Here is a 22,072-nt window from a genome sequence, read left to right on the forward strand (position 1 = left end):
CCTTACCCTCTGAGCCTACCGCCTCTGAAAGGTATGGCAGGTAAAAGCCTGCACCAGTGCCCACATCAAGCACCTTCATACCTTTTCTTAACCCAAACTCCCTTAGGACCTTCTGGGGGTCAAAGAGCTCAAGCCTGCTGGGGTCGTCAAGTTTTTGCAGTTTTGAGGGGTCAAATTTATGTCCCATGAGAAAGATTATATTAGCTTTAGAAGTTCTCTGAGCTGTTTTATCTCGTCTCTTAGCTTTGCAGCCTTTTCAAACTCCCACCTTTTGGCACATTCCCACATCTCCTTTTCCAACTTGCTTATCCTTTCTATTAGGTCTTCCTCTGAGGATATGCCCTTGGGTAGCTTTAGGGGGAGCTTTACATAGTCCAGCTCCTCTATAGCCAAAAGCTCCTTTATAGGCTTTACTATACTCTTTGGAGTTATGCCATGCTCTTGGTTGTATTTCTCTTGAAGCTGTCTTCTTCTGTTTGTCTCTTCTATTGCCCTTCTCATAGACTCTGTAATCCTGTCCGCATAAAGGATAGCTTTGCCGTTGATGTTTCTCGCAGCGCGTCCTATGATTTGGATTAGGGAGGTATAGCTTCTGAGAAAGCCTTCCTTGTCCGCCTCAAGTATGGCAACAAGGGAAACCTCTGGCAGGTCAAGCCCCTCCCTTAGTAGGTTAACACCCACTATAACCTCAACAGTGCCTTCTCTTAGCTCCTTTACCACCTTTGCCCTTTCTATGGCGTCAAGGTCTGAGTGCAGGTATTTTGCCCTTATGCCTCTTTCGTTTAGATACTCGGAGACCTCCTCCGCAAGCCTTTTGGTAGTAGTCAAAACCAAAGCCCTTTCACTTCTCTTTCTCCTTTCTTGAATTTCCCTTATTAAGTCTTCAAGCTGGTTTCTTGTGGGACGCACTTCCACCACAGGGTCAAGAAGCCCAGTAGGTCGGACAATCTGCTCCACTATTATACCTTTACTCCTTTGGACCTCCCAATCTCCAGGGGTTGCGGACATGTATATAACTTGGTTGAGCTTTTGCAGGAACTCCTCAAACTTAAGAGGTCTATTGTCAAGAGCGGAAGGAAGTCTCCAGCCGTATTCTACAAGTTTTTCCTTTCTTGAACGGTCTCCGTTATACATAGCCCTTATTTGAGGAATAGTCACGTGGGATTCATCCACTATAAGCAGAAAATCCTCAGGAAAATAGTCAAGAAGGGTAAAGGGTGGCTCTCCCGGTTTTCTACCATCAAAGTATCTGGAATAGTTTTCTATTCCCTTACAATGTCCAAGTTCCCTTATCATCTCTATATCGTGCATGGTTCTTTGATAGAGCCTTTGAGCTTCCACAAGTTTTCCATTAGCCTTAAACCACTCAACCCTTTCCTTTAGGTCCTTCTCAATCTCTCTTAGGGCTTCCTCTATGGTATCCCTTGGTGCCACATAGTGGCTTGCGGGAAAGAGAACAACCTTTTTAAGGTCTTTTATCTTATGTCTGTTTAAGGCATCCATTAAGCTAATGGAGTCTATTTCGTCATCCCAAAACTCAATCCTTATAAGCTGGTCTTCCATATCTGAAGGGACAACCTCAAGGGCGTTGCCTTTTACAGCGAAGGTTGCCCTCCTTATGGCATAGTCGCTCCTTTCGTAGCCTATCTCTACCAGCTTCCTTGTGAGTTTACTTAGGCTATACCTCTGCCCCACCTCAAGAGATATCCTCAAGGAATAGTAAGCCTCCGGTGAGCCAAGACCGTATATGCAAGAGACAGAGGCAACCACTATAACATCCCGTCTTTCAAGAACCGATACGGTGGCGGAATGCCTGTATCTCTCAAGAATCTCATTTATGCTCGCATCCTTTTCTATGTAGAGGTCTTTTTCTGGTATGTATGCCTCTGGCTGATAGTAGTCGTAATAGGAAATGAAGTATTCTACTGCGTTTTCTGGAAAGAGCTCCTTTAGCTCCCTGTATAGCTGTGCAGCGAGTATCTTGTTATGAGCTATTATAAGGGTAGGCTTGTTATACTTCTCTATTACATTGGCTATAGTAAAGGTTTTGCCTGTGCCGGTGGCACCCAAAAGCACCTGCTCCTTTACTCCAGACTCCAAGTTTTCAAGAAGTTCTTTTATAGCCTTTGGTTGGTCTCCTGCAGGCTTAAGAGAAGTTTTCATACAAAAACCAGTAAGCGCTTTCATATCCTATAATTTAGCATCACAGAAGTAAGATAGCTATATCACCTGACTGAAAAATTTTAATAGCCTCCGCATCAGAAAATGCACAAGAGAGATGTAGATACTAACTATAACCTGGAAAGATTTCTCTCTAAGAATAACAGTAAAAAGACCTGGAGAAACATACACAGCTTAACTTTCTCTGTATACCAACTTCTTTATGAAGTTTTCTATACTACCAACGCTATCCCAGCCCTTTACAAACTTTAAGACCTTTTCAAGTTCAACCTCTGCCCTTTCTTTCGTCTTTTTCACTCCACCGAGTTTCAAAACAATATCTCTGAGTTTTTTATGCTCCCTTTTGTAAAAGAGCTGTTTTTCTTCTTCATTCAGTTTATCAAGCACGCTAAGGAGAGGGTAGGTGCATTTTCCTTCCGCAAGGTCGGAGCCCACAGGCTTACCTATTTTCTCTTCAATGCCCTCATAATCCAGAGCATCATCAATGAGTTGAAATGCCCTACCAGCAAGAATACCTATTTGATAAAAATCCCAGTAGTCTTTTCTTCCAGCCATAAGAGCTCCAACTGCCATACAAGCTCCAAAGAGTGCACCTGTTTTATAGTCTATTATTCTAAAGTAGGTCTCTTGGTCAATAATCTTCCCAAGGCTTCCAAGTTCAAGAAGCTGTCCCTGAGACATTTTCATCACCGCATCACTAAGGACCTGTATGCTTTCAAGATTTCCATACTGTGCGTATAGAGAAAGTGCCTTTGCATACATGTAATCACCTGTTAATACGCATGCTTGATTGCCAAAGACAAGGTTTGCACTCCTTTTGCCTCTTCTTGTCTGTGCGCCATCCACCACATCGTCATGAAGCAAGGAAGCTACATGCACATATTCAATGCCTACTGCCAGAGGAATAACCCTTTCCACATCACCACCCAAAGCTTCACATACCATGATGGTAAGAAGAGGTCTTACGCCCTTTCCACCCGAGGATATGATGTATGACCCTATATCATATACTTCTCTTACCTCTGGCTCAAGATAAGATAATATTCTTTCTCTTATATCCTGTGTGCTTATCATAGGCTAAAATAGTATAAAACAGCTTTACCACTGGGCGGTAATTTTTGTCTTTTTGTTAAGGTATTTATCCACCGCAAGTGCAGCCTTTACTCCATCTGCTGCGGCTATAACCGCCTGCTTTATATTGTTGCAGAGCACATCTCCTGCGGCAAAAACACCTGGGACCGAGGTCATCATCTCTTCGTTAACTACTATACATTGGTCTCCTGTCATCTCCACCTGGTTCATCAAAAAGTCTACAGAAGGCTTGTTGCCACCAAGAAAGATAAAAACACCGTCTACCTGTAATAGTTTTTTCTCCTTAGTGTCTATGTTTTGAACCCAAAGTCCTTCCACAAGAGAAGTGCCCACTATCTCCAAGACTCTGTGATGCAAAAGGATTTCTACCTTTGGGTTGAATTGTATTTCGGAAACTATCTCTCGTGGTGCTTTTATCCTGCTTGAGGGCACAACCAAATATATCTTACTTGCAAAGCGAGCTATAAACTCGGTCTCCTCAAGAGCGTAGTCATCATCCCCTATGACCGCTACTGGTTTACCTTTGAAAAAGGCAGCGTCGCAGACTCCACAGTAGGACACACCCCTGCCAAGAAACTCTTCTTCACCCTTATACTTGTTTGTTCTTTCCATGGCACCAGAAGCTATTATTACCGCTCTGCCCCTAAACTCTCTTCCATCTATGGTGTAGACCTTTTTTATTTCACCAAGAAGGTCTGTGGCTATCACCTTGCCTCTTACAAATTCAGCACCAAAGGCTTTAGCATGCTCGCGTATGAGCTTTAAAAGTTCATAACCGGATATGGGTCCCCTTATGCCTGGATAGTTCTCTATTTGCTGGGTTACTCCAAGTGCTCCATCCGCTTCAGCCCTATATAGAACCAGTGTGGAAAGCCCTGCCCTTGCGGTATAAATGGCTGCGGACGAACCTGCAGGACCAGCACCTATTATAACAACATCATAAATCTTATCCGTGCTAAAGTCCAAAGTTAGCTCCATTTTTTATCCTCCTAAATTTAAAATATATCCCCCTGCAGGGGGGAGCTCTCAAGTTTGAAAAGCTTCATAAACTCTTCCTACGAGCTCTTGAGAAGGCTTGAGAGTTTTATCTCCTTCTTTCCACTTTGCTGGGCATGCTTCATCTGGATGACTCATAAGGTAGGCGTTTGCCTTCATCTTTCTTACAAGTTCTTCCGCATTTCTTCCCACGTTATAGAAGTTTACTTCAGAGCCGACGAGAATACCATCTGGGTTTATTATGAAAGTCCCCCTTAGAGCAAGCCCCGTGTTCTCATCATAAACTCCAAAAAGCCTTGAAACCTTCCCTGTAGGGTCCGCACCCATAAGGTATTTCACCTTCTCAAGGAGTTTTTCCGTCTTTTGCCAAGCGAGGTGTGTATACTTTGTATCTGTGGAAACAGATATTACCTCCACACCCATTCTTTGGAGTTCCTCATAGTAATCTGCGAGGTCCGCAAGCTCTGTGGGACATACAAAGGTAAAGTCCGCAGGATAGAAAAATAGCACTACCCATTTCCTTTCTTTGAGAAGGTCTTCTAAAGAAACCTTTCCAAAGCTGTGGGTTTTGGGGTCGTAAACCTCCATCTCAAAGTTCGGAACCTTCTGTCCTACCTTCAAAGCTTCCATGTCTTACCTCCTTTTCAGTTTTGTTATTGAATATTATAACTACATGCAAATTTTTTGCAAGATGATAGAAATCATAACTGCTATCTCTAAGCCATAAGGCAAAGGAGAGGGCAACAGGGCTATAGGCTTCAGACTTGAGTTTTGGCAATAGGAAAGCTACTAAAATATTTTACTGATGAGAGATAGAGACCTTATAAGGCTTGAGTTTTTTCAGGTTTTGGAAAGGATAAAAACACACGCTCGTTCAAAGGCGACAGAACGCTACATTGACCAAATAAGACCCATCAAAGACGCAACGCTCCTTAGGGAAGAGATTAACCTCCTGGAAGACTTCCTTAAAATTTCACACAGGCTTTTAATATACCCTTTTGAAGATGTGGAAGACCTTATAAAGAAAACTACCATAAAAGATTACGCCCTTAGTGTAGAAGAAGCCCTCTCCCTTTTAAAGGTCATAAAACTTATTAAGGAAGTCAGGCGCTCTCTTGGTGAAGTGGTGCAAAACTACAAGACTCTTGTCCCCCTCGTAAAAGGCTTACATCTCTTTAATAGCCTTGAAACCCTTATTGAATCTACCATAGACCCGAGGGGCTTTGTAAAGGATTTTGCCAGTGAAGACCTCAGAGAAATAAGACAAAAGATAAGGGATACGGAGAAGGAAGTGTTAAAAAGGTTAGAGGCGGTTCTTTCAAGACCTGATGCGGACAGGATATTTTCTGATAAGTTCGTGGCTTATAAAAACGGCAGGTATGTCCTACCAGTAAGGACTACAGAGGTCAAAAGGATTATAGGTGTGGTTCATGGGACTTCTTCCTCTGGCTATACAACCTATGTAGAACCTCAAAGCGTTATAGACCTTAACAATAGACTCATAACTTTGCGAGAGGAGGAAGAGGAAGAGGTAAAAAGGATACTTAGGAAATTATCTTCCATGATAGGTGAACAGGCACAAAGACTCATGGAAGCCTTCAAGACCTTAGTGAAGGTAGACTATCTAAAGGCGTTAGCGGAGTTTTCTGAGTCCTATGGAGGTAAGTTTCCGAAGATAGGAGACCACATAGAGCTTCTTGGAGTGAAACATCCTCTATTGGTGTTTCTAAAGGAAGAGGTGGTTCCTATTGATATAGTAATAAAAGAAAAGAAAGGTCTTGTGTTAACAGGACCTAATACGGGTGGTAAAACCGTAGCTCTCAAAACCCTCGGACTTTGCTGTCTTCTTTTCCAATCCGCTATACCTATACCTGTGCAGGAAGGCACACTACCAGTTTTTGAGAATATCTTCGTAGATATAGGAGATGAACAAAGCATAGAGCAGAGTCTTTCTACCTTTTCCTCTCATATTACAAACATAGCCGAGTTTTTACCATACGTAAATAGTAAAAGTCTTGTGCTCCTTGATGAACTTGGTGCAGGAACAGATCCGGTGGAAGGCTCAGCCCTCGGAATTGCTATTCTTGAATACCTCAAAGAAAAGAACTCCTTTGTGCTCGTTAATACCCATCACACACCTATAAAGGTTTATGCTCTAAACTCCAGCTACTACACACCAGCTACTACTCTCTTTGATAAAGAAAGCCTTAAACCCCTTTACAAAATAGTCTACGATGCGGTAGGTGAAAGTATGGCTCTTTTTGTAGCACAAAGATGTGGTTTACCGCAGGAACTTATAGAAAAGGCGAAAAGGTTTTTACCTGTTGGTTTTGAGGAATATTTCACCGCAAGAGAAATCCTTGAAGGCTACATAAAGGAGTATCATGAGAAGTTAGGAAAACTGCAGGAGGAAAAGGAAAGACTTGAAAAATTAGCTATAGAGCAAGAAGCTATGCTAAAAGAGCTTGAAAACAGAAAAAGGGAGGAAATAAGAAAAGCGGTGGAGGAGGTGAAAAAACGTTTTGAAGAGTTTCTCCTTGAAGCAGAAAAGCATATGAGAAGCCTTAAGGATAGGCAGAAACTAAGAGAACTCTTTAGAGAGAAGATAGAGAGCGTTTACATAAAAGAACAAGAAGAGGCTATAAAGGTTGGTGATTGGGTGGATATGTTTGGGTCAAAGGGTAAGGTGCTTGAGATAAAGGATGATAGAGCGTGCGTCGTATCTGGGAATGTAAAGGCTTGGGTGAGGCTTTCGGAGCTTAAAAGAATAGAGCAACCACCCGAAGAGGAACAACCTAAGAAGGTCTATGAGATAAGAAAGAGTTTACCGTCGGAGATAAACCTTATAGGCTTTAGTGTTCAGGAAGCCCTTACAAAACTTGAGCTGTTCCTTCAAGAGGCTCACAGCATGGGTATAAAGGTAGTAAAGGTCATCCATGGGTATGGAACCCTTAAAAAGGCGGTTCAGGAATTCCTTTCCTCTTCACCTCTTGTGGTTTTTCACAGAGAGGGATACCCAAAGGAGGGAGGTGCTGGGACCTCCCTCGTATACCTAAGCAGGGATTAACATGGATGACCTGGTGAACCCGAACAGTCAGCACAAAGATGTATAGGATGAACCTTTAGGAAAAGCCCGAGTCCTTTTTCTTCAAACCATGGTGCTACATCTCCATGTTTTACCTTTCGCATGAAGTATTTTTCAAAAGCGGACTTTATGTAGTGCATTATGACACCCTTCTTGTAAAGAACCCTTGACCTTGGGGGAATCACTGGAGAGGCAAAGAATCCTATGGCGTCGCCACCCAAGTCTGCGACGCATATGGCGGATAGCTCCGGTGCATACCTGTCTGGGTTGTTTCTAATGTCGTTAACTATATTATGGGCTACTGCGAGAGCCATCTGCTCTATCATCATACCCGTTTTTGGTGCACCTGTGGGTATGGGTGTTTGCTCTACTGGAGGTATGGCGGTAACAACTCCAACTCCGAAGATGTTTTTATAGGTGGGGTTTTGGAAGCATTTGTTTACTATAACCATCTTGTTAGCAGGGTTTGCCACTTTGTCCCCTGCAGACTGAACTACCTCTGGTCCCATAAACCTTGGCATGAGCATGGAGAGCTTTGCAGGAGCTTCGTAGGTCTTGCCTTCAAGGTCTTCGTATATTACCTTATCAGGCTCTACCTTTGTTATCTTCACGTTTGCTACCCACTTTATGCTCCTTTCTTCCATAAGGTCTTCCATAAGCCTTCTGGAAGGTCCAACACCACCAAGACCTAAATGTCCCACATAAGGTTCAGAGGTTATGTAGGTTATAGGGACCTTGTGTCTTATACCCCTCTTTTTAAGCTCATGGTGTAGCATAAAGGCAAACTCATAAGCGGGACCAAAACAGCTAACACCGGGTATAGCACCAACCACTACAGGTCCAGGGTTTCTGTAAAACTCCTCAAGTTTTTTGTTTAGTTCCATAGCATGCTCTGCGGTGCAGACAGAAGTAGAATACTGTTCTTGACCTTCTACACCGAAAACCAGTTTGGGACCCGTTGCTATCACAAGGTAGTCATATTCTATAGTCTTGCCACCCTTTGTCTTTACCTTGTTGGCTTCTGGGTCAATGCTCTCTGCATCCTCGTTTATGAAGTCTATACCGTGCTTTGGAAGCAGACCTACCAACGGGATGCTTATGTCTTCAAACCTTCTCCATCCTAAGGCAAGGTGAGGATAAGAGGGCGTAAAGCCAAAATAGGGCCTTCCCGAGATGACCGTGACTTTAAGGTTTTTGTCCAACTTTTTCAGGTCGTAGGCGGTGGCTATTCCTCCTATACCGCCACCAATTATCACTACATGCTTGCTCATAGCACAACCTCCTGAGTTTTATAGGTAGTAGCTTAATAATTATTATAAGATATATGCAAAATGTTGTACAGGTCAAACAAAAATGCAAGGAAGGTTTGCATACTACATTACCAAAAAGTATTTCTGATATAATTAAAAAGTGTAAGTTATGCACTATGTCAGGAGGTAATGTCATGGAGACCTCAAGAAGGGACCTTTTAGGTCTCGCCATAGGCGGTTTAGGAGTAGTAGGAGTCCTTGGGGTTCTATACCCGCTTGTTAAAACCCTTGCACCAAGTGAAGCTTCTCTTGCGGGTGCTGTGGTGGAAGTGGACGTGGCTTCAATTCCCGAAGGACAGGTAAGGGTTGTCTCATGGAAAGGCAAACCTGTCTTTGTGGTCAAACTCCCTCAGGACTTCCAGTGGGCAGGTAAAACAAGGGAAGACAAAAACGCCAAGCTACTTCAGGGTCAAGATGCCTATGCAGTAGTAGCAGTTTGCACCCATCTTGGCTGTGTTCCTCTATGGAAACCTCAAGGTGAAGCAGGCTTTAACTATCCTGTTTTTCATTGTCCCTGTCATGGTGGGTTCTATTCTCCGTGGGGTGATGTTGTAGCTGGACCTCCTCCAAGACCCCTATACGTGCCTCCACAAAAGAGAGATGGTGATAAGTTAGTAATAGGTGAACCTGGGTTTGTAAAGGAACTTACATAAGGAGGTATAAACATGCTTGGAAGGATTGGTAGATGGATTGATGAAAGAGCACATATTTCTGAGCTATGGCAGTCTCAGATGGTGGACTATAGAGTCCCCAAGAACCTTACATTCCCCTATGCCTTTGGTATAATGGCACTTGTTGCTTTTGTCATTCAGGTTATTTCCGGTATATTCCTCACCATGTATTATCAACCAAACGTCCATACCGCCTTTGACAGTGCCAACTATACCATAATGAAGGAAGTTCCCTTCATGTGGCTTATAAGGCACGTGCACGCAGCGGGAGCTAACTTCTTCCTTGCAATAGTATACCTCCATATATTCACTGGCATATACTACAACGCCTACAAAAAGCCAAGAGAGCTAACCTGGATAGTAGGTTGGCTCATATACTTTGTTCTAATCACTACAGCCCTTACAGGATATCTCTTGCCTTGGGGACAGCTCTCCTATTGGGGCATGGTGGTCACAGCAGAAATACCTACATCCATAGACTCTGCTCCCCTGATAGGTAATCTAAAGATAGGAGAAACTATTTCCATATGGATGAAAGGTGGATATGAAATAGGACAGATAACTCTTGGAAGGTTCTTTGGTCTTCACATATGGCTTTTGCCACTTATACTTCTGCTTCTTGTGAGCATTCACCTCTATTTGGTGCGTGCTGCGGGCATATCCAACCCAGAGGGAAGAGAGATAGACAAGAAAAAAGAAGGAGTGCCTTTCCACCCCTACATGACCCTCAAAGAAGGTGCGTATGTGATGGGATACCTTGCGGTGTTCTTCTTCTTTGTCTTCTTCTACATGCACCACTTCTTGCCACCAGACAACTACGACCCTGCAGACCCATTTAAGACACCAGAGCACATAGCTCCAGAGTGGTATCTGCTTGCCTACTACACCATATTTAGGTCCATACCAGACAAGTTCCTCGGTTTTGTAGCCTTTAACCTTACCCTTATTTTCCTTCTTATACTACCTTTCCTTGACTTTTCTCCTCTAAGGAGTGCAAGGAATAGACCTCTCTTCTTTATAATGTTTATAGTGCTTGTAATTTCTTCTATGGCTCTTACCATACTTGGCACTATGCCTCCCACACCTACCAACGCACTGCTTGGTCTTATATTCACTGGAGGTCTTTTTGCTTTCTTCCTCTCTCTACCAATAATCTCCATCATAGAGTGGCGTTTGTATAAAGCAAAAGGAGGTGAAAAGCAATGATAAAGACTGTGTTCTTTACGGTTATCACAGTTCTCTTTTTCTACATAATATGGATAAACAACATTTTTGCTCCTCACAAGCGTTATGAAATGCCTGCACAGTATGCAAGGATAGCTGACGATGTGAAGAGCTATGCAAAAGAAGGTAAACAGCTCTTTGAACTATACTGTCAGGCATGCCACTCTGTCAGGTATGATGGAGTGTATATAAGCTCCGTGCAAGCAAACCCTAAACTCCAAACACTTCAAGAAAAGTATGGAAAGGTGCTTCCAAGAGATGTATACGAAGCGGTATTTTATGAAGACCTAATGGCTTTGAAAGAATCCTTTGGTAAAGTGCCACCAGACCTCTCCACCATATATTTAGTTAAAGGTAAAGAATATCTCTTCGCCTTCACTCTTGAGCCTGATAAAGTCATACCTGGCACCTCCATGCCAGCGGTTGTGGCAGGAATGCCCGAGGAGACCGCAAAAATAATAGCTTACCTTAAATCTGTGGCTGAGCCTCCTCCAGAGGAGAAAAACAAGAGGGTTCTTATGGGTGTTGGCACAATAGCCTATTTTGTGGTTATGGGAGTTCTCCTTTGGATATGGAGAGGCAGAATACTCAAGAGGATGGGTTTGCACTAATACAAAAGCTATTCAAAGGACACTCCCCACATAGGGGGGTGCTCCTGCAATACCTCTTTGCATGCTCATCTATGAGCGCATGGAATTCCTTATAAATTTCAATTTCCTTAGGTAGGTTCTCCTCGAAAAACTTCTTAAGCTTTTCGTAGTTCATATCAATCCCCATAAACCTCTTCATAAATCTCTGAGTATACTTGTCTATAACAAAGCTTAGTCTATCACCTGCATAGAGTAGTATGGTATCCGCTGTTTCTGGTCCTATGCCCTTTATTCGTAGCAGTTCTTCCCTTGATAGGGTTTTTACCTTGTCTGTAGGGTCTATAAGCTCAGCTACCCTTTTTAATCTAATGGATTTCTGATTGTAAAAACCAGAGGGTTTAATAAGTTCTTTTAACCTTTCCATATTGACCTTTCTCACGAATTCAAGAGAGAGCTCACCATATCTTTTCAAGTTCTCTAAGGCTTTTTCCACATTCCTCCAGCTTGTGTTTTGAGTAAGCACCGCACCAATTATTATCTCATCCCTGGGGTCTGTGCCTTTACTTTTATGGTATTGAATATCCACTGGCCACCATCCTTGAAAGTGGTAAAGGTCAAGTAAAAGTTCGTATAATTTCAACAACCTCATCGTATACCTTCTCTCCTTTTGAATATCTTCTTCCTAAATCTATCGCCTTTTCCTTTTCAAGGAAGCCCTCTCTTACCAGCAGTTGGAGGAACTGTGTAAGGTTATGCAACTTTTGGGACTTTTGGCTACCCCTTTCAAAATCAAGCATATAGACTTCTCCATCCTCACCTAAAAGGACATTCTTGTCAAGGCTATGAAACTCATCCTTGTTTATACCAAGAGAGTCCAAAAGCTTAATGAGCTCCAATACTTTCAGATAAACCCTTGCCTTTTCCTTAGGAGAAAGCTTTTTCTTTTGAAGAGGAACACCTTCAATAAAAGGATATACTATAAAGTCCTTTCCACAAAAAAGAACTTGTGGAAAACCTCTATATCCCAAGAGCCTTTTTAATATCTCACATTCTTTTTGTATAGCGTAAACTCTTTCTTGGTCTTTGGCTACCTTTATGGCTACCCTTTGCCCTTTCCATACACCTCTATAGACATACCCTCTCCAACCTTTGCTAAAAAGTTCAAGCCCTTCCACTTCCTTTTTAAACTCCTCAAACTTCACCAACGACCCTATAGCCCCACTCTTCCACTGCGGACTTAAGGACATGAAAAGGTATTTCCTTTTCCATATGGACCTGCACCTTACCCTCTTCAAGGCTTACCTCAACATGGGAGACACCTTCGATGGAGTATATTGCCCTCTTTACACTCTCCACACAATGTGCACAGGTCATACCTTCAACCTTTAGCGTTTTTCTCATCATACTTTCTAATATAAGGCATCTCCTATGTATCCGAGTAGCCTATAGCTTTTATTATATTATTGGCATCCGTCCTTGTGTTCATGTTCAGAAAGGACAAAAGGGTAGGGTCGTATTCTAAAACCTCTCCTTCAGCAATCTCCTTATATGGAAACCTTTTTACAAAGTCCAACACTTTTTCACCACCCGCTTTTATATATAGCTTTAACTCTGGCAGGACCTGTTTGTAATAAACTGCAAAAAGAGGATAGAGCTTTCCGTTTATATTAAAAAGGGTTATGGGAGGATTTGCTCTTCTCAGCAGAAGGCTCACTACTTCCTTCTTTATAAGTGGCATGTCCCCAGCTACGATGAGAGCCTTATCTCCTTTTAAGTTTTCCAACGCTGTATAGAGCCCTGCAAGAGCAAATTGTTTTTCAATCACATCCTTAACTACTTCCACTTCCTTTAAAAAAGAAAACTTTTCTTTATCCTTTACCACTAAACACAGCCTTCCGCATACGCCCCTTAAGGCTTCGAGCGTATACTCTATAACCCTCTTCCCACCTATCTGATAGAGAAGTTTGTCTTCGCCAAATCGTCTACTTAGACCACCTGCAAGCACGAAGCATTCTATCATTCTCTTATTATAAGTTTTGCACCGTTTGGAAGTCTTTCAACCCTATCTTTTGTATTATGCTCCTTCGGTATGTATACATATGTCCCTGCAGGAACCACTTCACTTCTTATGTGAGGGTTTAGGTCTCTAAAGGTGCTTACCCTTAAGTTTTTTTCTGCGAGTATCTCCTCAACTAATGTATCCCTTTCCACAAGCCTTCTGTCCACACTTATACCCTCAACCCTAACAGACAGACCATATTTCTCGGGGTCTCTTGCAAGAAGCAATACTGCAAAAAAGGCAGGAACATAGTTTCTTGTCTCATCTGGCAAGAACCTCTGTGTTATCCAAAAATCTACACCACCTGTCCTTCTTGCCACACAACCCTCACCACAATTATAAGCGGCGAGTGCAAGCTCCCAGTTTCCAAACATGTTGTATAGGTCTTTTAGATACCTCATAGCTGCGTCCGTAGCCTTGACCACGTCAAATCTTTCGTCCACAAACTGGTCAACTCTTAGCCCATATCTTCTTGCGGTAGATGGAATAAACTGCCAGAGCCCTGCTGCACCGGACCTTGAAACTGCAAAGTTGTTAAAAGCACTCTCTATAACAGGCAATAATGCAAGCTCTTCGGGAAGACCATGTTTCTGCACAATGGGTTTTATTATGGGCATATAGTAGTTTGCTCTTTGCAAGGCTAATTCAAAGGACCTTCTATTTCTAAGGTAGTAATCTATAAACCTCTTTATCTCTTCTCTATCTGGTATAGGTATGCCAAAGGTTTTTGCCTCTTCTTCTATGAACCTCTCTTCTTCCTCTGTAAAGTAAAAACTTCCCCTTTGCACGAAACTTACTTGATGCTCTACCTTTGGCATCACCGCTTGCCTTACAGTAGGAGTGCAAGAGCTCAGTAAGACACACGATAGCCAAAGGAGTAAACCCCCCTTTTTCATAGGTTTTTATTATACAATTGTTGCGGTCAAGGTTATAAATTTATACACTATGCGCGTGCTTACGTCCTTCAATTTAACAGAGTTAAGGGACATCTTCAAAGAGCTTGGGCTTGAGCCATATAGGGCAAATCAGGTCCTTGACTGGGTTTATAAAAAGTTCGAAACAGACTTCCAGAATATGACAAACCTTTCAAAGGCACACAGGAATATGCTTTCCGAGCATTTTAAAGTGCATACCCTTGAACTCGTTGGTAAAGTGCCTGCGGAAGACTCGGTAAAGTATATATTTAGGACCGAAGATGGTCATCTCATAGAGACGGTTCTCATATTTGAAAGAGACCATTTAACACTTTGTGTATCTTCTCAAGTTGGTTGTGCGGTAGGATGCAAGTTTTGTGCCACTGCAAAGGATGGGCTTTTGAGAAACCTGACAACCTCCGAGATAATTGACCAGTATCTCCTCGTGCAAAAAGAGACACCAAACAAAATAAGGAACGTGGTCTTTATGGGTATGGGTGAACCCTTGGCAAACTATGAAGCAGTCCGAAAGGCTGTAGAGATAATGGTAAGCCCATGGGGTATAGACCTCTCCAAAAGGAGGGTTAGTATATCCACAAGCGGTCTTGTCGCTCAGATAAGAAGAATGGCGCAGGACCCTCTCATGAAAGAGCTAAACCTTGCGGTTTCTATAAACGCACCCTCTCAAGAACTTAGAGAAACCCTTATGCCCATAAGCAAAACCAACAGCCTTAAGGAGATTCTTCAAGCTCTTATAGAATTCCCTTATCCTCCCGACAGGAGAATAATGCTTGAATATGTTCTGATAAAAGGATTAAACGATTCACCCAAACAAGCAGAAGCTTTAGCCAAACTTATAGCTCCTTATAGGAGGAAATTTAAAGTTAACTTAATCCCTTACAATCCAGACCCATCCATCCCCTTTGAAAGACCATCTATGGAAAGCGTATACGCCTTTCAAGAGGTGCTAAGGAAACACCACATAGCCACCTTTATAAGATTTAGCAAGGGTATTGAGGTTTTTGGAGCATGCGGACAACTAAGGAGCAGAAGACTTGAACTTATGGTAAAATAAAAGGGTGCAGGCAGTTCCCAAGTGGTTCAAAGAGCTTATAGTAGTTATAATAGTGGTTCTTTTTATTAGGGCTTTTTTCGTTCAGGCTTACAACATACCGTCGGGTTCTATGAAACCCACCCTTCTTGTAGGCGACTTTATACTTGTAAACAAGCTTGTTTACAGATTTTCTGAACCTCAAAGAGGAGATATAGTGGTCTTTAAGTGGCCCGAGAACCCAAGAATAGACTTCATAAAAAGGATAATAGGTATGCCTGGAGATACCCTTGAGATAAGAGGTGAAAGAGTCTTTATAAATGGTCAAGAATTACCCTTGAAGTTTGTGAAAGAGGTTTTTGAGGATGGAAATCTAAAGCTTATCTATGAAGAAACACTTCCCAATGGAGTAAAGTACCACATAGCCCTTTACCAAAACCCTTTTATCCAAAGAAAGGATGTCTATTATGCCAAAATACCTGAAGGATACTACTTTGTGATGGGAGACAACAGAGACAACAGTGAGGACAGCAGATATTGGGGACTTCTGCCAAGGGAAAATATAGTGGGGAAGGCTTTTGTGGTTTACTTTTCTGGAGATATACCTCCTCTTGACAGCACAGATGTAAGTATATTTACTGGCTTTAAACAACTTTTTCTTGCTCTGCTAAACCCGAGATTTGAAAGGATAGGCAAGCCTCTTATATGGTAATGGAAATGCCCGCAGTATGAAGGTAGTTTATTGCTTTCTTTATAACAGCAGGGTTTGTGTCCTTTGCATACATAAGGCTTAATATAAGAGAGGGTATATCCTCTGGGTCCACAAAAGGCTCTACTATCTTGTTGTCTTCCATGTATACAAAGCTACCCAGTCCCTCAAGTAAGCTTTGAAATTCCTGTGCTTCTAAGTTGTTTCTGAGAAAAGTCAAGAGACCGTTGCAAGCTTCCAAAAACACTTGGCTATCTCTGACCTCAGGAACCGCCAAAATCCCACTCTCCAATTTATCAAATATCTCTCTTATTCTGTCTTTTGAGTGTATGGGATTTCCAAACATTGGTAGTATGGTATTTATTTCTTCCCTATTAATACGCTTCAGAGATCTGTTGAGAAGGTCTTGCGAAGGTATGATAAGGTTTGCATACACAAGCACATCTTCTGTATCTACATCCTCTAAGGGATTAAGCTCTTCATAAGTGCAAAAAGAACTCAGGAAGCTACCGGTAAACAGAAAACCTTTACTTTCTTCCAATACTGCAAAACTGCCTTTTTCAGGAAGAAAGGGCAAAGACAGAAACCTTAGAACATCTCCTGTGGCTAACCTAAGCCTTTTGTTGGGAAAGGTTTCAAAAGTCCTTATTCTTGCCTGCGGAATACCAAGAGTCCTTAATCGTTGAGCAATGCTAAGGGAGGTTATCACAAAAGCCTTTTGGTTAGACTGTAAGAAATTTACAATTCCTGAACAATCATCCACACCAGAGCTGAGCACCACCACCGCCTTTACCGCTTCTACAGTGCCAACCACTTGTTCCAGCTTTGACCTTATAAGAACATAATCTTGGACCGTGCCTATGTTTATAAGCACTGGGACTTTTATGTTATCCCTTTCGTATATACGTAAATATGCGTTTCTTTGAATTAGCCCATACCTCTGAGGAGAACCTACCCAGAAAAGCCCATGAGATATTTCTATGGGCTGACTTAAATCAAGGACAGGCTTTGTTGGAGGAACCCTTTCTACCCCTAAAGCGGGTTGTGAAATAGATGGCTTTGGCGTATAACCATACACAAGACTGGAGAAGAGCTCCCAGTTGTCTTTGTATTTATAGTTAATAACAGCCTTTTCTTTTTGATAGATATCCAGTTTGATTTTTACGTCTTTTGAGAACAAATCAGACAAATCTTCTATTCTACAACTGCAACCTTCTATGATACCCTTGTATATGTATATACCGCAGGCTTTTCCTTCACCCTCTATTATGAGCACTGAAGTGATGCCTTTACGCAAAAGTTTAATTAATAAATTCATAGGACCTAATCTTGACAAGGATGCGGTATCTTGTGGGTCCTTGCTTAGCCTAACTACTTTGGTTAAAAGCTCTATTGGATTGAAGGGAAGAACTTCGTAGTTAACTTCCTTTAGTCCATATTTTAATAATTTCTCAGCTTCTTCATAGCTTTCTACAAACAGAATGGGCATTATATATTTCCCGAGCTCCAGTAGCTTGAACCAGAAATCTATATCTTCTTCTGGCATTATTATTACCTCAGGTTCTGACACTTTCAAGAGTTCAAGGGCTTTTTCCTCATCAAAGGCTATGAGGAGTTTATGTCCAGTTATATTAAATATGTCCGCAAGAAGAGAAAAGTATTGCTTCTTTTTGTCTAAAAGCATACAAAAAACACCCATTAATAAACCTCCCTCTTTTGAGCTGCTACTTTTAGAAGTCTTAACTGCTCTCTGAGAATGTTCATTGCTTGCACCAACATGAAAAAGGCGTGTTCCACATTTAAAAGTGCGGACTGGAAGGATAGGTCGTCTTCAAGAAGCCTTAGCTCTCTAAACCTTCTGTAAAACTCATCCACCTCTGTGCCAAAATTTAGAAGAGCTTTAATGGTTTCTTCTGAGAGTTCTAAAGCGGGTTTTTTTGTATCCATATATTACCTACCTCCTCTCCTTCTGACCTTGGCATATTATACCTACTAAATAGTATAGATTCAACCATTTTAAGCTCATAGTCCTGCAGGTTCTCTATCCATAGTCTCGCCTTTCCTTCTTCGATGGTATGTTTTAGAATTATATCACCATTTTCTTGCGTATATACATCACCACCACCCGCCATAAAGCCCACCGCTACAGAAAGCGTAACAAAGCTCAAAGTATCCACTTTCATCTTGGGTTTTTCAATATTCCTGCTTACCTTAAGGTAAGTGCAAAGTGCAAGACCAACTCTCATGAGGTTTTCTGGAGTAAAGGGGAATAGTCCCACTTTCCCCTGCAGACAATTTTCCTCAAACAACTTCCTTGAGTGCACCTTCTACCACCTCCTCTAAGTTTTCTATAGCTTTTAGATGCTTTCCTGAAAGAAGAAAAAACTCTTCATTACCTTTCGCACCTTTTGGCTTTGACTTTATTATTCCAGCTATATTAAAACCTAAGGAAGTTAGGAACTTTGCAACCTTTAGCACAGCCTTCTTTTTCTCCTCCTCTTCTCTAACTATTCCTTTCTTTACCTTCTCAGGACCAACTTCAAACTGTGGCTTTACTAATACCAGAAAAACTCCCTCTTCCTTTAAGAATTTTATCACGTGAGGAATCAACTTTGTTGCAGATATGAAGGAAACGTCCATCACTATTATGTCTACAAGCTCTGGTATATGCCTTTCTGTAAGTTCTCTCGCATCTGTTTGTTCATAAAGCACCACTCTTGGGTCTGACCTTAGCTTTGGGTCCATTTGACCCTTTCCCACGTCCACTGCGTATACCTTTTTTGCACCATGCATAAGAAGGCACTGGGTAAAGCCTCCCGTAGAAGAGCCAACATCAAGTGCTACCGCATCTTTTACATCAAGTCCAAATCTCTGAATAGCCCACTCTAACTTATAGCCACCTCTGGATACATACTTAGGAGGCTCTTTAACTTCTACGGTCTGTCCTTCTTTTATCCTTGTCCCGGGTTTTGTAATAGGTCTGCCATCCACATACACAAGCCCTGCCATTATTATGGCTTGAGCCTTTTCTCTACTGGAGACATAGCCCTTTTCAACCAAATACTGGTCAAGCCTCAAAGTCTAAAAAGATGCTTTATGAAATAGAGTATAAAGAGAAGAACAAGAGGAGAAAAGTCAAAGCCACCAATGGGTGGAAGAACTCTTCTTATAGGCTCAAGAAGGGGCGATATGAGACTGTCTAACATTTCGTAAAGTTTGCTTTCTCTAACCTTTGGTATCCACGAACCTATGGCATGGATAAAAACCAACAGTATAAGCAAGTTTATGAGGAAAGATAAAAATCCCTTTATCATTCTACAAGCTCAAGGATAGCAAGCTCGCATCCATCACCTTTTCTTCTTTCAGGCAGTTTTATTATCCTTGTGTAGCCTCCATTCCTGTTTTCAAACCTTGGAGCAACTTCCTCAAAAAGCCTTTTAATCACCTTTCTATCAGGTAGGAGGGAAAGAGCGTGCCTTCTGGCGGATAGATCTCCCCTTTTACCAAGGCTTATAAGCTTTTCCACAAAGGGTCTTACCGCCTTAGCCTTTTGGAGGGAAGTTTCTACTCTCTCTTCCATTATGAGTGCCCTTGCAAGAGACCTGTAAAGTGCAAGCCTTTGTTCCTTTGTTCTATCAAAGTGTTTTTTCTTTACCCTGTGCCTCATCTCCTTTACCTCCTGCTTTCTATGTCCATACCCAAGTGAAGTCCCATTTGTTTTAATGCTTCTTTAATCTCGTTTATCGCTTTTCTACCCACATTCTTTGTAGCCTTTAGGTCTTCTTCTGTAAGCTTTACCAGGTCTCCTATAGTGGATATGCCCATCCTCTTTATGGAATTGAGCGCCCTTTGAGAAATATCAAGCTCTTCTATGGGAAGGCTCAGCTTTTCTACAAACTCTTCTGTTACACCCACAGGCTCTTCCACAACTGGAATTTCAAAGGATATATTCTCAAGCAGTGTGAAGTTTTTCACTATTAAACCTACCGCCTCTTTTATGACTTCATCAGGTGTCTTTGTGCCATCTGTGTAAACTTCCATTATAAGTCTGTCGTAGTCACTCCTTTTTTCTACCCTTGTTTTTTCCACCCTAAAGGCAACTTGGCGAACTGGTGAAAAGTCCGCATCCACCAATATCCATCCAGTTTCTCCAAGAACTTCCATTTCCTCAGTGGGGACGTATCCAAAGCCCCTTTCAATCCTTAGCTCTATATTTATCTCCTTATCTGGGCTTGTTATAGTTAGTATCTTTTGCTCGGGGTTTACTATCTCTACGTTGGGGGGAAGGCTTATATCCTTTGCGTATACCACACCCTCTCCCTTCTTTTTAAGATATAGGACTTCCACGTCAGAATTGTGGAGCTTAAATCTAATCCTTTTGAGGTTTGCTATTATTTCAATGGTATCCTCTTGAACACCTTCTATGGCGGAAAACTCATGATAAACACCGTATATCTTTACCGCAGTTAAGGCAACCCCTTGTATGGAAGAGAGCAAGGTCCTTCTAAGGGAATTGCCTATGGTTATACCAAAGCCTCTTTCTAATGGTTCCACAACAAAGCGACCATATGTCTTTGTCCTCTCTTCCCAATAGACCTTAGAAGGAAAAAGAAACTCTCTAAGCATACTCTTAACCTCCTTAAACTCTTGAATAGAACTCTATTACGTATTGGAGATTTATAGGAACTTCCAACTGAATGTCTCTTGGAAGGTCTACCACTTTCCCTCTGAAGTTCTCCTTATCTAATTCAAGCCAAGGTGGTATGCTTCTTGGGTCCACGTTTTGTAGGTTTTCCAAAAGCTGTGGTATATCCCTTGAGGAGGGCTTTACCTCTATTACGTCTCCCACCTCAACCCTGTAGGAGGGTATGTCCACCTTCTTACCATTTACTAAAAAGTGCCCATGCACTATCCATTGTCTTGCCTGCCTTCTGGTGCAGGCAAAACCTAACCTATAGACTACATTATCAAGTCTTCTTTCCAAGAGTTGGAGAAGAACCTGTCCTGTGTTCCCTTTGGAGCGGGATGCCTCGTCAAAATATCTTTTGAACTGCTTCTCTCTTAGACCTCCATAAAGAAACTTGAGCTTTTGTTTTTCCATAAGTCTTATGCCGTATTCGGTAAGCTTTCTTCTTCTACCCTTTATCCTTCCGTGCTGACCGGGTGGAAAGTTTCTTCTGGCTAAGATTTTTGGTGCACTCTTTTTACCCGATACAACCACCCCAAATCTTCTATCTATCCTTACCAGAGGTCCTATATACCTACCCATGCCTTAAACCCTCCTCTTGGCTGGTGGTCTGCATCCATTATGAGGTATGGGCGTCACATCCCTTATTGCTTTTATCTTTATACCAGCGGCGTATATGGCTCTGAGAGCGGACTCTCTTCCTGCACCTGCTCCTTTTATCCTAACTTCCGCTTCTTGAAGTCCATACTCTTGCATAGCCCTCTTTGCCGCCTTTTGTGCTGCAAGCTGTGCTGCATAGGGCGTGCTCTTCCTCGTTCCCTTAAAACCTACAGTGCCACCGCTTTCCCAAACAAGGACGTTGCCCTGCTTATCGGTTATGGTTACTATGGTGTTGTTAAAAGTGCTAAGTATGTGAACTATACCTTCTGTTACGGTTCTTTTTTGTTTTTTAGGTTGTTGCCTTCTCGCCATCAATTACCTCCTTACTTTACTATCTTTTTCTTAGTTCCACCAACGGTTTTTCTTTTACCCTTTCTGGTTCTTGCATTGGTCCTTGTTTGCTGACCTCTTACTGGCAAACCCTTTGCATGCCTTATACCTCTATAACATCCCATGTCTATGAGCTTTTTAATGTTCATTTGAACTTCCCTTCTGAGGTCACCTTCCACGGTGTAGTTTTGCTCTATAAACTTCCTTATGGTATTTAACTCTTCTGGTGTTAACTCTCCAAGCCTTTTGGTGCAGGGTATACCGGTTTTCTCACATATCTCCCTTGCCCTTGACCATCCTATGCCATAAAGGTATGTAAGGGCAACCTCTAACTTTTTTCCATCAGGAAGGTCAACACCCGCTATCCTTGCCATCTTCTACCTCCTCAATTACCCTGTCTTTGTTTGTGCTTTGGGTTTTCGCATATTACCATAACTCTTCCCTTTCTCCTTATCACCTTACACTTGTCGCATATGGGTTTAACAGAGGGCTTTACCTTCATGCTTACCTCCT

28 protein-coding genes are annotated in these 22,072 nt (G+C 42.1%); 6 read left to right on the forward strand and 22 right to left on the reverse strand.

Annotated features, from left to right (window positions below; all coding sequences use genetic code 11):
* The 5 genes from WKI49_03105 to WKI49_03125 all read right to left on the reverse strand — a co-directional run.
* Window positions 1-187 (reverse strand): methyltransferase type 11 (locus tag WKI49_03105; protein MEJ7621493.1); only part of this gene is annotated, 187 nt, incomplete at its 3' end.
* A gap of 8 nt (window positions 188-195) precedes the next feature.
* Complete coding sequence (uvrB, locus tag WKI49_03110) at window positions 196-2,187, reverse strand: excinuclease ABC subunit UvrB (protein ID MEJ7621494.1); 1,992 nt, start codon at window positions 2,185-2,187, stop codon at window positions 196-198.
* 168 nt (window positions 2,188-2,355) lie between these two features.
* Complete coding sequence (locus WKI49_03115) at window positions 2,356-3,255, reverse strand: polyprenyl synthetase family protein (GenBank protein ID MEJ7621495.1); 900 nt, start codon at window positions 3,253-3,255, stop codon at window positions 2,356-2,358.
* Window positions 3,256-3,279: 24 nt separating this feature from the next.
* The gene (gene trxB, locus WKI49_03120; protein MEJ7621496.1) at window positions 3,280-4,251 is read right to left on the reverse strand and encodes a thioredoxin-disulfide reductase; all 972 of its coding nucleotides are present in this window, start codon (window positions 4,249-4,251) and stop codon (window positions 3,280-3,282) included.
* Between the two features lie 48 nt (window positions 4,252-4,299).
* Window positions 4,300-4,899 carry a redoxin domain-containing protein gene (locus tag WKI49_03125; protein MEJ7621497.1) on the reverse strand — a complete coding sequence of 200 codons (600 nt, stop codon included), beginning with the start codon at window positions 4,897-4,899 and terminating at the stop codon, window positions 4,300-4,302.
* A gap of 175 nt (window positions 4,900-5,074) precedes the next feature.
* Here WKI49_03125 and WKI49_03130 point away from each other — a divergent pair, with 175 nt between their 5' ends.
* Complete coding sequence (locus WKI49_03130) at window positions 5,075-7,336, forward strand: endonuclease MutS2 (GenBank protein MEJ7621498.1); 2,262 nt, start codon at window positions 5,075-5,077, stop codon at window positions 7,334-7,336.
* Here WKI49_03130 and WKI49_03135 read toward each other — a convergent pair.
* The gene (locus tag WKI49_03135) at window positions 7,333-8,625 is read right to left on the reverse strand and encodes an FAD-dependent oxidoreductase (protein MEJ7621499.1); all 1,293 of its coding nucleotides are present in this window, start codon (window positions 8,623-8,625) and stop codon (window positions 7,333-7,335) included. The genes WKI49_03130 and WKI49_03135 overlap by 4 nt on opposite strands.
* Before the next feature lie 173 nt (window positions 8,626-8,798).
* On the opposite strand from WKI49_03135, the gene petA reads away from it, so the two are divergent.
* The 3 genes from petA to WKI49_03150 are packed head-to-tail and all read left to right on the forward strand — an operon-like array spanning window position 8,799 to window position 11,170.
* Entirely contained in the window at window positions 8,799-9,317 is a 519-nt protein-coding gene (gene petA, locus WKI49_03140) for a ubiquinol-cytochrome c reductase iron-sulfur subunit (protein ID MEJ7621500.1), read from the forward strand.
* A gap of 12 nt (window positions 9,318-9,329) precedes the next feature.
* Complete coding sequence (locus WKI49_03145; GenBank protein ID MEJ7621501.1) at window positions 9,330-10,541, forward strand: cytochrome bc complex cytochrome b subunit; 1,212 nt, start codon at window positions 9,330-9,332, stop codon at window positions 10,539-10,541.
* Complete coding sequence (locus WKI49_03150) at window positions 10,538-11,170, forward strand: c-type cytochrome (GenBank protein ID MEJ7621502.1); 633 nt, start codon at window positions 10,538-10,540, stop codon at window positions 11,168-11,170. Before WKI49_03145 ends, WKI49_03150 begins: the two co-directional genes overlap by 4 nt.
* Here the strand turns inward: WKI49_03150 and WKI49_03155 are convergent.
* Genes WKI49_03155 through WKI49_03175 form a run of 5 tightly spaced genes read right to left on the reverse strand, consistent with a single transcriptional unit; the run spans window position 11,148 to window position 14,104 of the window.
* Window positions 11,148-11,798, reverse strand: a complete 651-nt coding sequence (locus WKI49_03155) for an endonuclease III domain-containing protein (protein ID MEJ7621503.1) — start codon at window positions 11,796-11,798, stop codon at window positions 11,148-11,150. The two genes, WKI49_03150 and WKI49_03155, sit on opposite strands and share 23 nt — an antisense overlap.
* Complete coding sequence (locus tag WKI49_03160) at window positions 11,764-12,351, reverse strand: hypothetical protein (protein MEJ7621504.1); 588 nt, start codon at window positions 12,349-12,351, stop codon at window positions 11,764-11,766. Before WKI49_03160 ends, WKI49_03155 begins: the two co-directional genes overlap by 35 nt.
* On the reverse strand, window positions 12,341-12,553 hold the full coding sequence (locus WKI49_03165) for a copper ion binding protein (protein ID MEJ7621505.1): 213 nt from the start codon (window positions 12,551-12,553) through the stop codon (window positions 12,341-12,343). The genes WKI49_03160 and WKI49_03165 overlap by 11 nt, the downstream gene beginning before the upstream one ends.
* Window positions 12,554-12,575: 22 nt before the next feature.
* Entirely contained in the window at window positions 12,576-13,169 is a 594-nt protein-coding gene (gene mobA / locus WKI49_03170) for a molybdenum cofactor guanylyltransferase MobA (protein MEJ7621506.1), read from the reverse strand.
* Window positions 13,166-14,104 (reverse strand): lytic transglycosylase domain-containing protein, encoded by a 939-nt coding sequence (locus tag WKI49_03175; GenBank protein ID MEJ7621507.1) that lies wholly within the window; start codon window positions 14,102-14,104, stop codon window positions 13,166-13,168. Before WKI49_03175 ends, mobA begins: the two co-directional genes overlap by 4 nt.
* A gap of 49 nt (window positions 14,105-14,153) precedes the next feature.
* Between WKI49_03175 and rlmN the strand changes: the two genes are divergently transcribed.
* Window positions 14,154-15,197, forward strand: coding sequence for a 23S rRNA (adenine(2503)-C(2))-methyltransferase RlmN (gene rlmN, locus WKI49_03180; GenBank protein MEJ7621508.1), 1,044 nt, complete (start codon window positions 14,154-14,156; stop codon window positions 15,195-15,197).
* A 4-nt stretch (window positions 15,198-15,201) separates the two neighbouring features.
* Window positions 15,202-15,885, forward strand: coding sequence for a signal peptidase I (gene lepB / locus WKI49_03185; GenBank protein ID MEJ7621509.1), 684 nt, complete (start codon window positions 15,202-15,204; stop codon window positions 15,883-15,885).
* On the opposite strand, the gene WKI49_03190 is transcribed toward lepB, so the two are convergent.
* Genes WKI49_03190 through rpmJ form a run of 11 tightly spaced genes read right to left on the reverse strand, consistent with a single transcriptional unit; the run spans window position 15,875 to window position 22,061 of the window.
* Window positions 15,875-17,581, reverse strand: coding sequence for a hypothetical protein (locus tag WKI49_03190; protein ID MEJ7621510.1), 1,707 nt, complete (start codon window positions 17,579-17,581; stop codon window positions 15,875-15,877). The genes lepB and WKI49_03190 overlap by 11 nt on opposite strands.
* Window positions 17,581-17,829: a hypothetical protein gene (locus WKI49_03195; GenBank protein MEJ7621511.1), complete on the reverse strand. Its 249-nt coding sequence runs from the start codon at window positions 17,827-17,829 to the stop codon at window positions 17,581-17,583. The genes WKI49_03190 and WKI49_03195 overlap by 1 nt, the downstream gene beginning before the upstream one ends.
* Entirely contained in the window at window positions 17,805-18,206 is a 402-nt protein-coding gene (locus WKI49_03200) for a hypothetical protein (GenBank protein MEJ7621512.1), read from the reverse strand. Before WKI49_03200 ends, WKI49_03195 begins: the two co-directional genes overlap by 25 nt.
* A complete protein-coding gene (locus WKI49_03205; protein MEJ7621513.1) occupies window positions 18,184-18,960 on the reverse strand; it encodes a TlyA family RNA methyltransferase in 777 nt (258 codons plus the stop codon). The genes WKI49_03200 and WKI49_03205 overlap by 23 nt, the downstream gene beginning before the upstream one ends.
* The gene (locus WKI49_03210) at window positions 18,957-19,196 is read right to left on the reverse strand and encodes a YggT family protein (protein ID MEJ7621514.1); all 240 of its coding nucleotides are present in this window, start codon (window positions 19,194-19,196) and stop codon (window positions 18,957-18,959) included. The genes WKI49_03205 and WKI49_03210 overlap by 4 nt, the downstream gene beginning before the upstream one ends.
* Window positions 19,193-19,549 carry a 50S ribosomal protein L17 gene (rplQ, locus tag WKI49_03215; GenBank protein ID MEJ7621515.1) on the reverse strand — a complete coding sequence of 119 codons (357 nt, stop codon included), beginning with the start codon at window positions 19,547-19,549 and terminating at the stop codon, window positions 19,193-19,195. Before rplQ ends, WKI49_03210 begins: the two co-directional genes overlap by 4 nt.
* Before the next feature lie 5 nt (window positions 19,550-19,554).
* Window positions 19,555-20,508: a DNA-directed RNA polymerase subunit alpha gene (locus WKI49_03220; protein MEJ7621516.1), complete on the reverse strand. Its 954-nt coding sequence runs from the start codon at window positions 20,506-20,508 to the stop codon at window positions 19,555-19,557.
* Between the two features lie 13 nt (window positions 20,509-20,521).
* Window positions 20,522-21,151, reverse strand: a complete 630-nt coding sequence (gene rpsD / locus WKI49_03225; GenBank protein MEJ7621517.1) for a 30S ribosomal protein S4 — start codon at window positions 21,149-21,151, stop codon at window positions 20,522-20,524.
* A gap of 3 nt (window positions 21,152-21,154) precedes the next feature.
* A complete protein-coding gene (rpsK, locus tag WKI49_03230; GenBank protein ID MEJ7621518.1) occupies window positions 21,155-21,541 on the reverse strand; it encodes a 30S ribosomal protein S11 in 387 nt (128 codons plus the stop codon).
* An 11-nt stretch (window positions 21,542-21,552) separates the two neighbouring features.
* Window positions 21,553-21,933: a 30S ribosomal protein S13 gene (gene rpsM / locus WKI49_03235; GenBank protein ID MEJ7621519.1), complete on the reverse strand. Its 381-nt coding sequence runs from the start codon at window positions 21,931-21,933 to the stop codon at window positions 21,553-21,555.
* Window positions 21,934-21,944: 11 nt separating this feature from the next.
* Window positions 21,945-22,061, reverse strand: coding sequence for a 50S ribosomal protein L36 (gene rpmJ, locus WKI49_03240; GenBank protein MEJ7621520.1), 117 nt, complete (start codon window positions 22,059-22,061; stop codon window positions 21,945-21,947).
* Window positions 22,062-22,072: the final 11 nt, after the last annotated feature.

The organism is Aquificaceae bacterium (assembly GCA_037722135.1).
Taxonomy (GTDB): Bacteria; Aquificota; Aquificia; order Aquificales; family Aquificaceae; genus Pampinifervens; species Pampinifervens sericum.

Bases quoted from the DNA above. Each gene is read 5' to 3' on its own strand.
- uvrB (MEJ7621494.1), bottom strand. From the start codon at position 2,187: ATGAAAGCGCTTACTGGTTTTTGTATGAAAACTTCTCTTAAGCCTGCA.
- WKI49_03115 (MEJ7621495.1), bottom strand. From the start codon at position 3,255: ATGATAAGCACACAGGATATAAGAGAAAGAATATTATCTTATCTTGAG.
- trxB (MEJ7621496.1), bottom strand. From the start codon at position 4,251: ATGGAGCTAACTTTGGACTTTAGCACGGATAAGATTTATGATGTTGTT.
- WKI49_03125 (MEJ7621497.1), bottom strand. From the start codon at position 4,899: ATGGAAGCTTTGAAGGTAGGACAGAAGGTTCCGAACTTTGAGATGGAG.
- WKI49_03130 (MEJ7621498.1), top strand. From the start codon at position 5,075: ATGAGAGATAGAGACCTTATAAGGCTTGAGTTTTTTCAGGTTTTGGAA.
- WKI49_03135 (MEJ7621499.1), bottom strand. From the start codon at position 8,625: ATGAGCAAGCATGTAGTGATAATTGGTGGCGGTATAGGAGGAATAGCC.
- petA (MEJ7621500.1), top strand. From the start codon at position 8,799: ATGGAGACCTCAAGAAGGGACCTTTTAGGTCTCGCCATAGGCGGTTTA.
- WKI49_03145 (MEJ7621501.1), top strand. From the start codon at position 9,330: ATGCTTGGAAGGATTGGTAGATGGATTGATGAAAGAGCACATATTTCT.
- WKI49_03150 (MEJ7621502.1), top strand. From the start codon at position 10,538: ATGATAAAGACTGTGTTCTTTACGGTTATCACAGTTCTCTTTTTCTAC.
- WKI49_03155 (MEJ7621503.1), bottom strand. From the start codon at position 11,798: ATGAGGTTGTTGAAATTATACGAACTTTTACTTGACCTTTACCACTTT.
- WKI49_03165 (MEJ7621505.1), bottom strand. From the start codon at position 12,553: ATGATGAGAAAAACGCTAAAGGTTGAAGGTATGACCTGTGCACATTGT.
- mobA (MEJ7621506.1), bottom strand. From the start codon at position 13,169: ATGATAGAATGCTTCGTGCTTGCAGGTGGTCTAAGTAGACGATTTGGC.
- WKI49_03175 (MEJ7621507.1), bottom strand. From the start codon at position 14,104: ATGAAAAAGGGGGGTTTACTCCTTTGGCTATCGTGTGTCTTACTGAGC.
- rlmN (MEJ7621508.1), top strand. From the start codon at position 14,154: ATGCGCGTGCTTACGTCCTTCAATTTAACAGAGTTAAGGGACATCTTC.
- WKI49_03190 (MEJ7621510.1), bottom strand. From the start codon at position 17,581: ATGGGTGTTTTTTGTATGCTTTTAGACAAAAAGAAGCAATACTTTTCT.
- WKI49_03195 (MEJ7621511.1), bottom strand. From the start codon at position 17,829: ATGGATACAAAAAAACCCGCTTTAGAACTCTCAGAAGAAACCATTAAA.
- WKI49_03210 (MEJ7621514.1), bottom strand. From the start codon at position 19,196: ATGATAAAGGGATTTTTATCTTTCCTCATAAACTTGCTTATACTGTTG.
- rplQ (MEJ7621515.1), bottom strand. From the start codon at position 19,549: ATGAGGCACAGGGTAAAGAAAAAACACTTTGATAGAACAAAGGAACAA.
- WKI49_03220 (MEJ7621516.1), bottom strand. From the start codon at position 20,508: ATGCTTAGAGAGTTTCTTTTTCCTTCTAAGGTCTATTGGGAAGAGAGG.
- rpsD (MEJ7621517.1), bottom strand. From the start codon at position 21,151: ATGGGTAGGTATATAGGACCTCTGGTAAGGATAGATAGAAGATTTGGG.
- rpsK (MEJ7621518.1), bottom strand. From the start codon at position 21,541: ATGGCGAGAAGGCAACAACCTAAAAAACAAAAAAGAACCGTAACAGAA.
- rpsM (MEJ7621519.1), bottom strand. From the start codon at position 21,933: ATGGCAAGGATAGCGGGTGTTGACCTTCCTGATGGAAAAAAGTTAGAG.
- rpmJ (MEJ7621520.1), bottom strand. From the start codon at position 22,061: ATGAAGGTAAAGCCCTCTGTTAAACCCATATGCGACAAGTGTAAGGTG.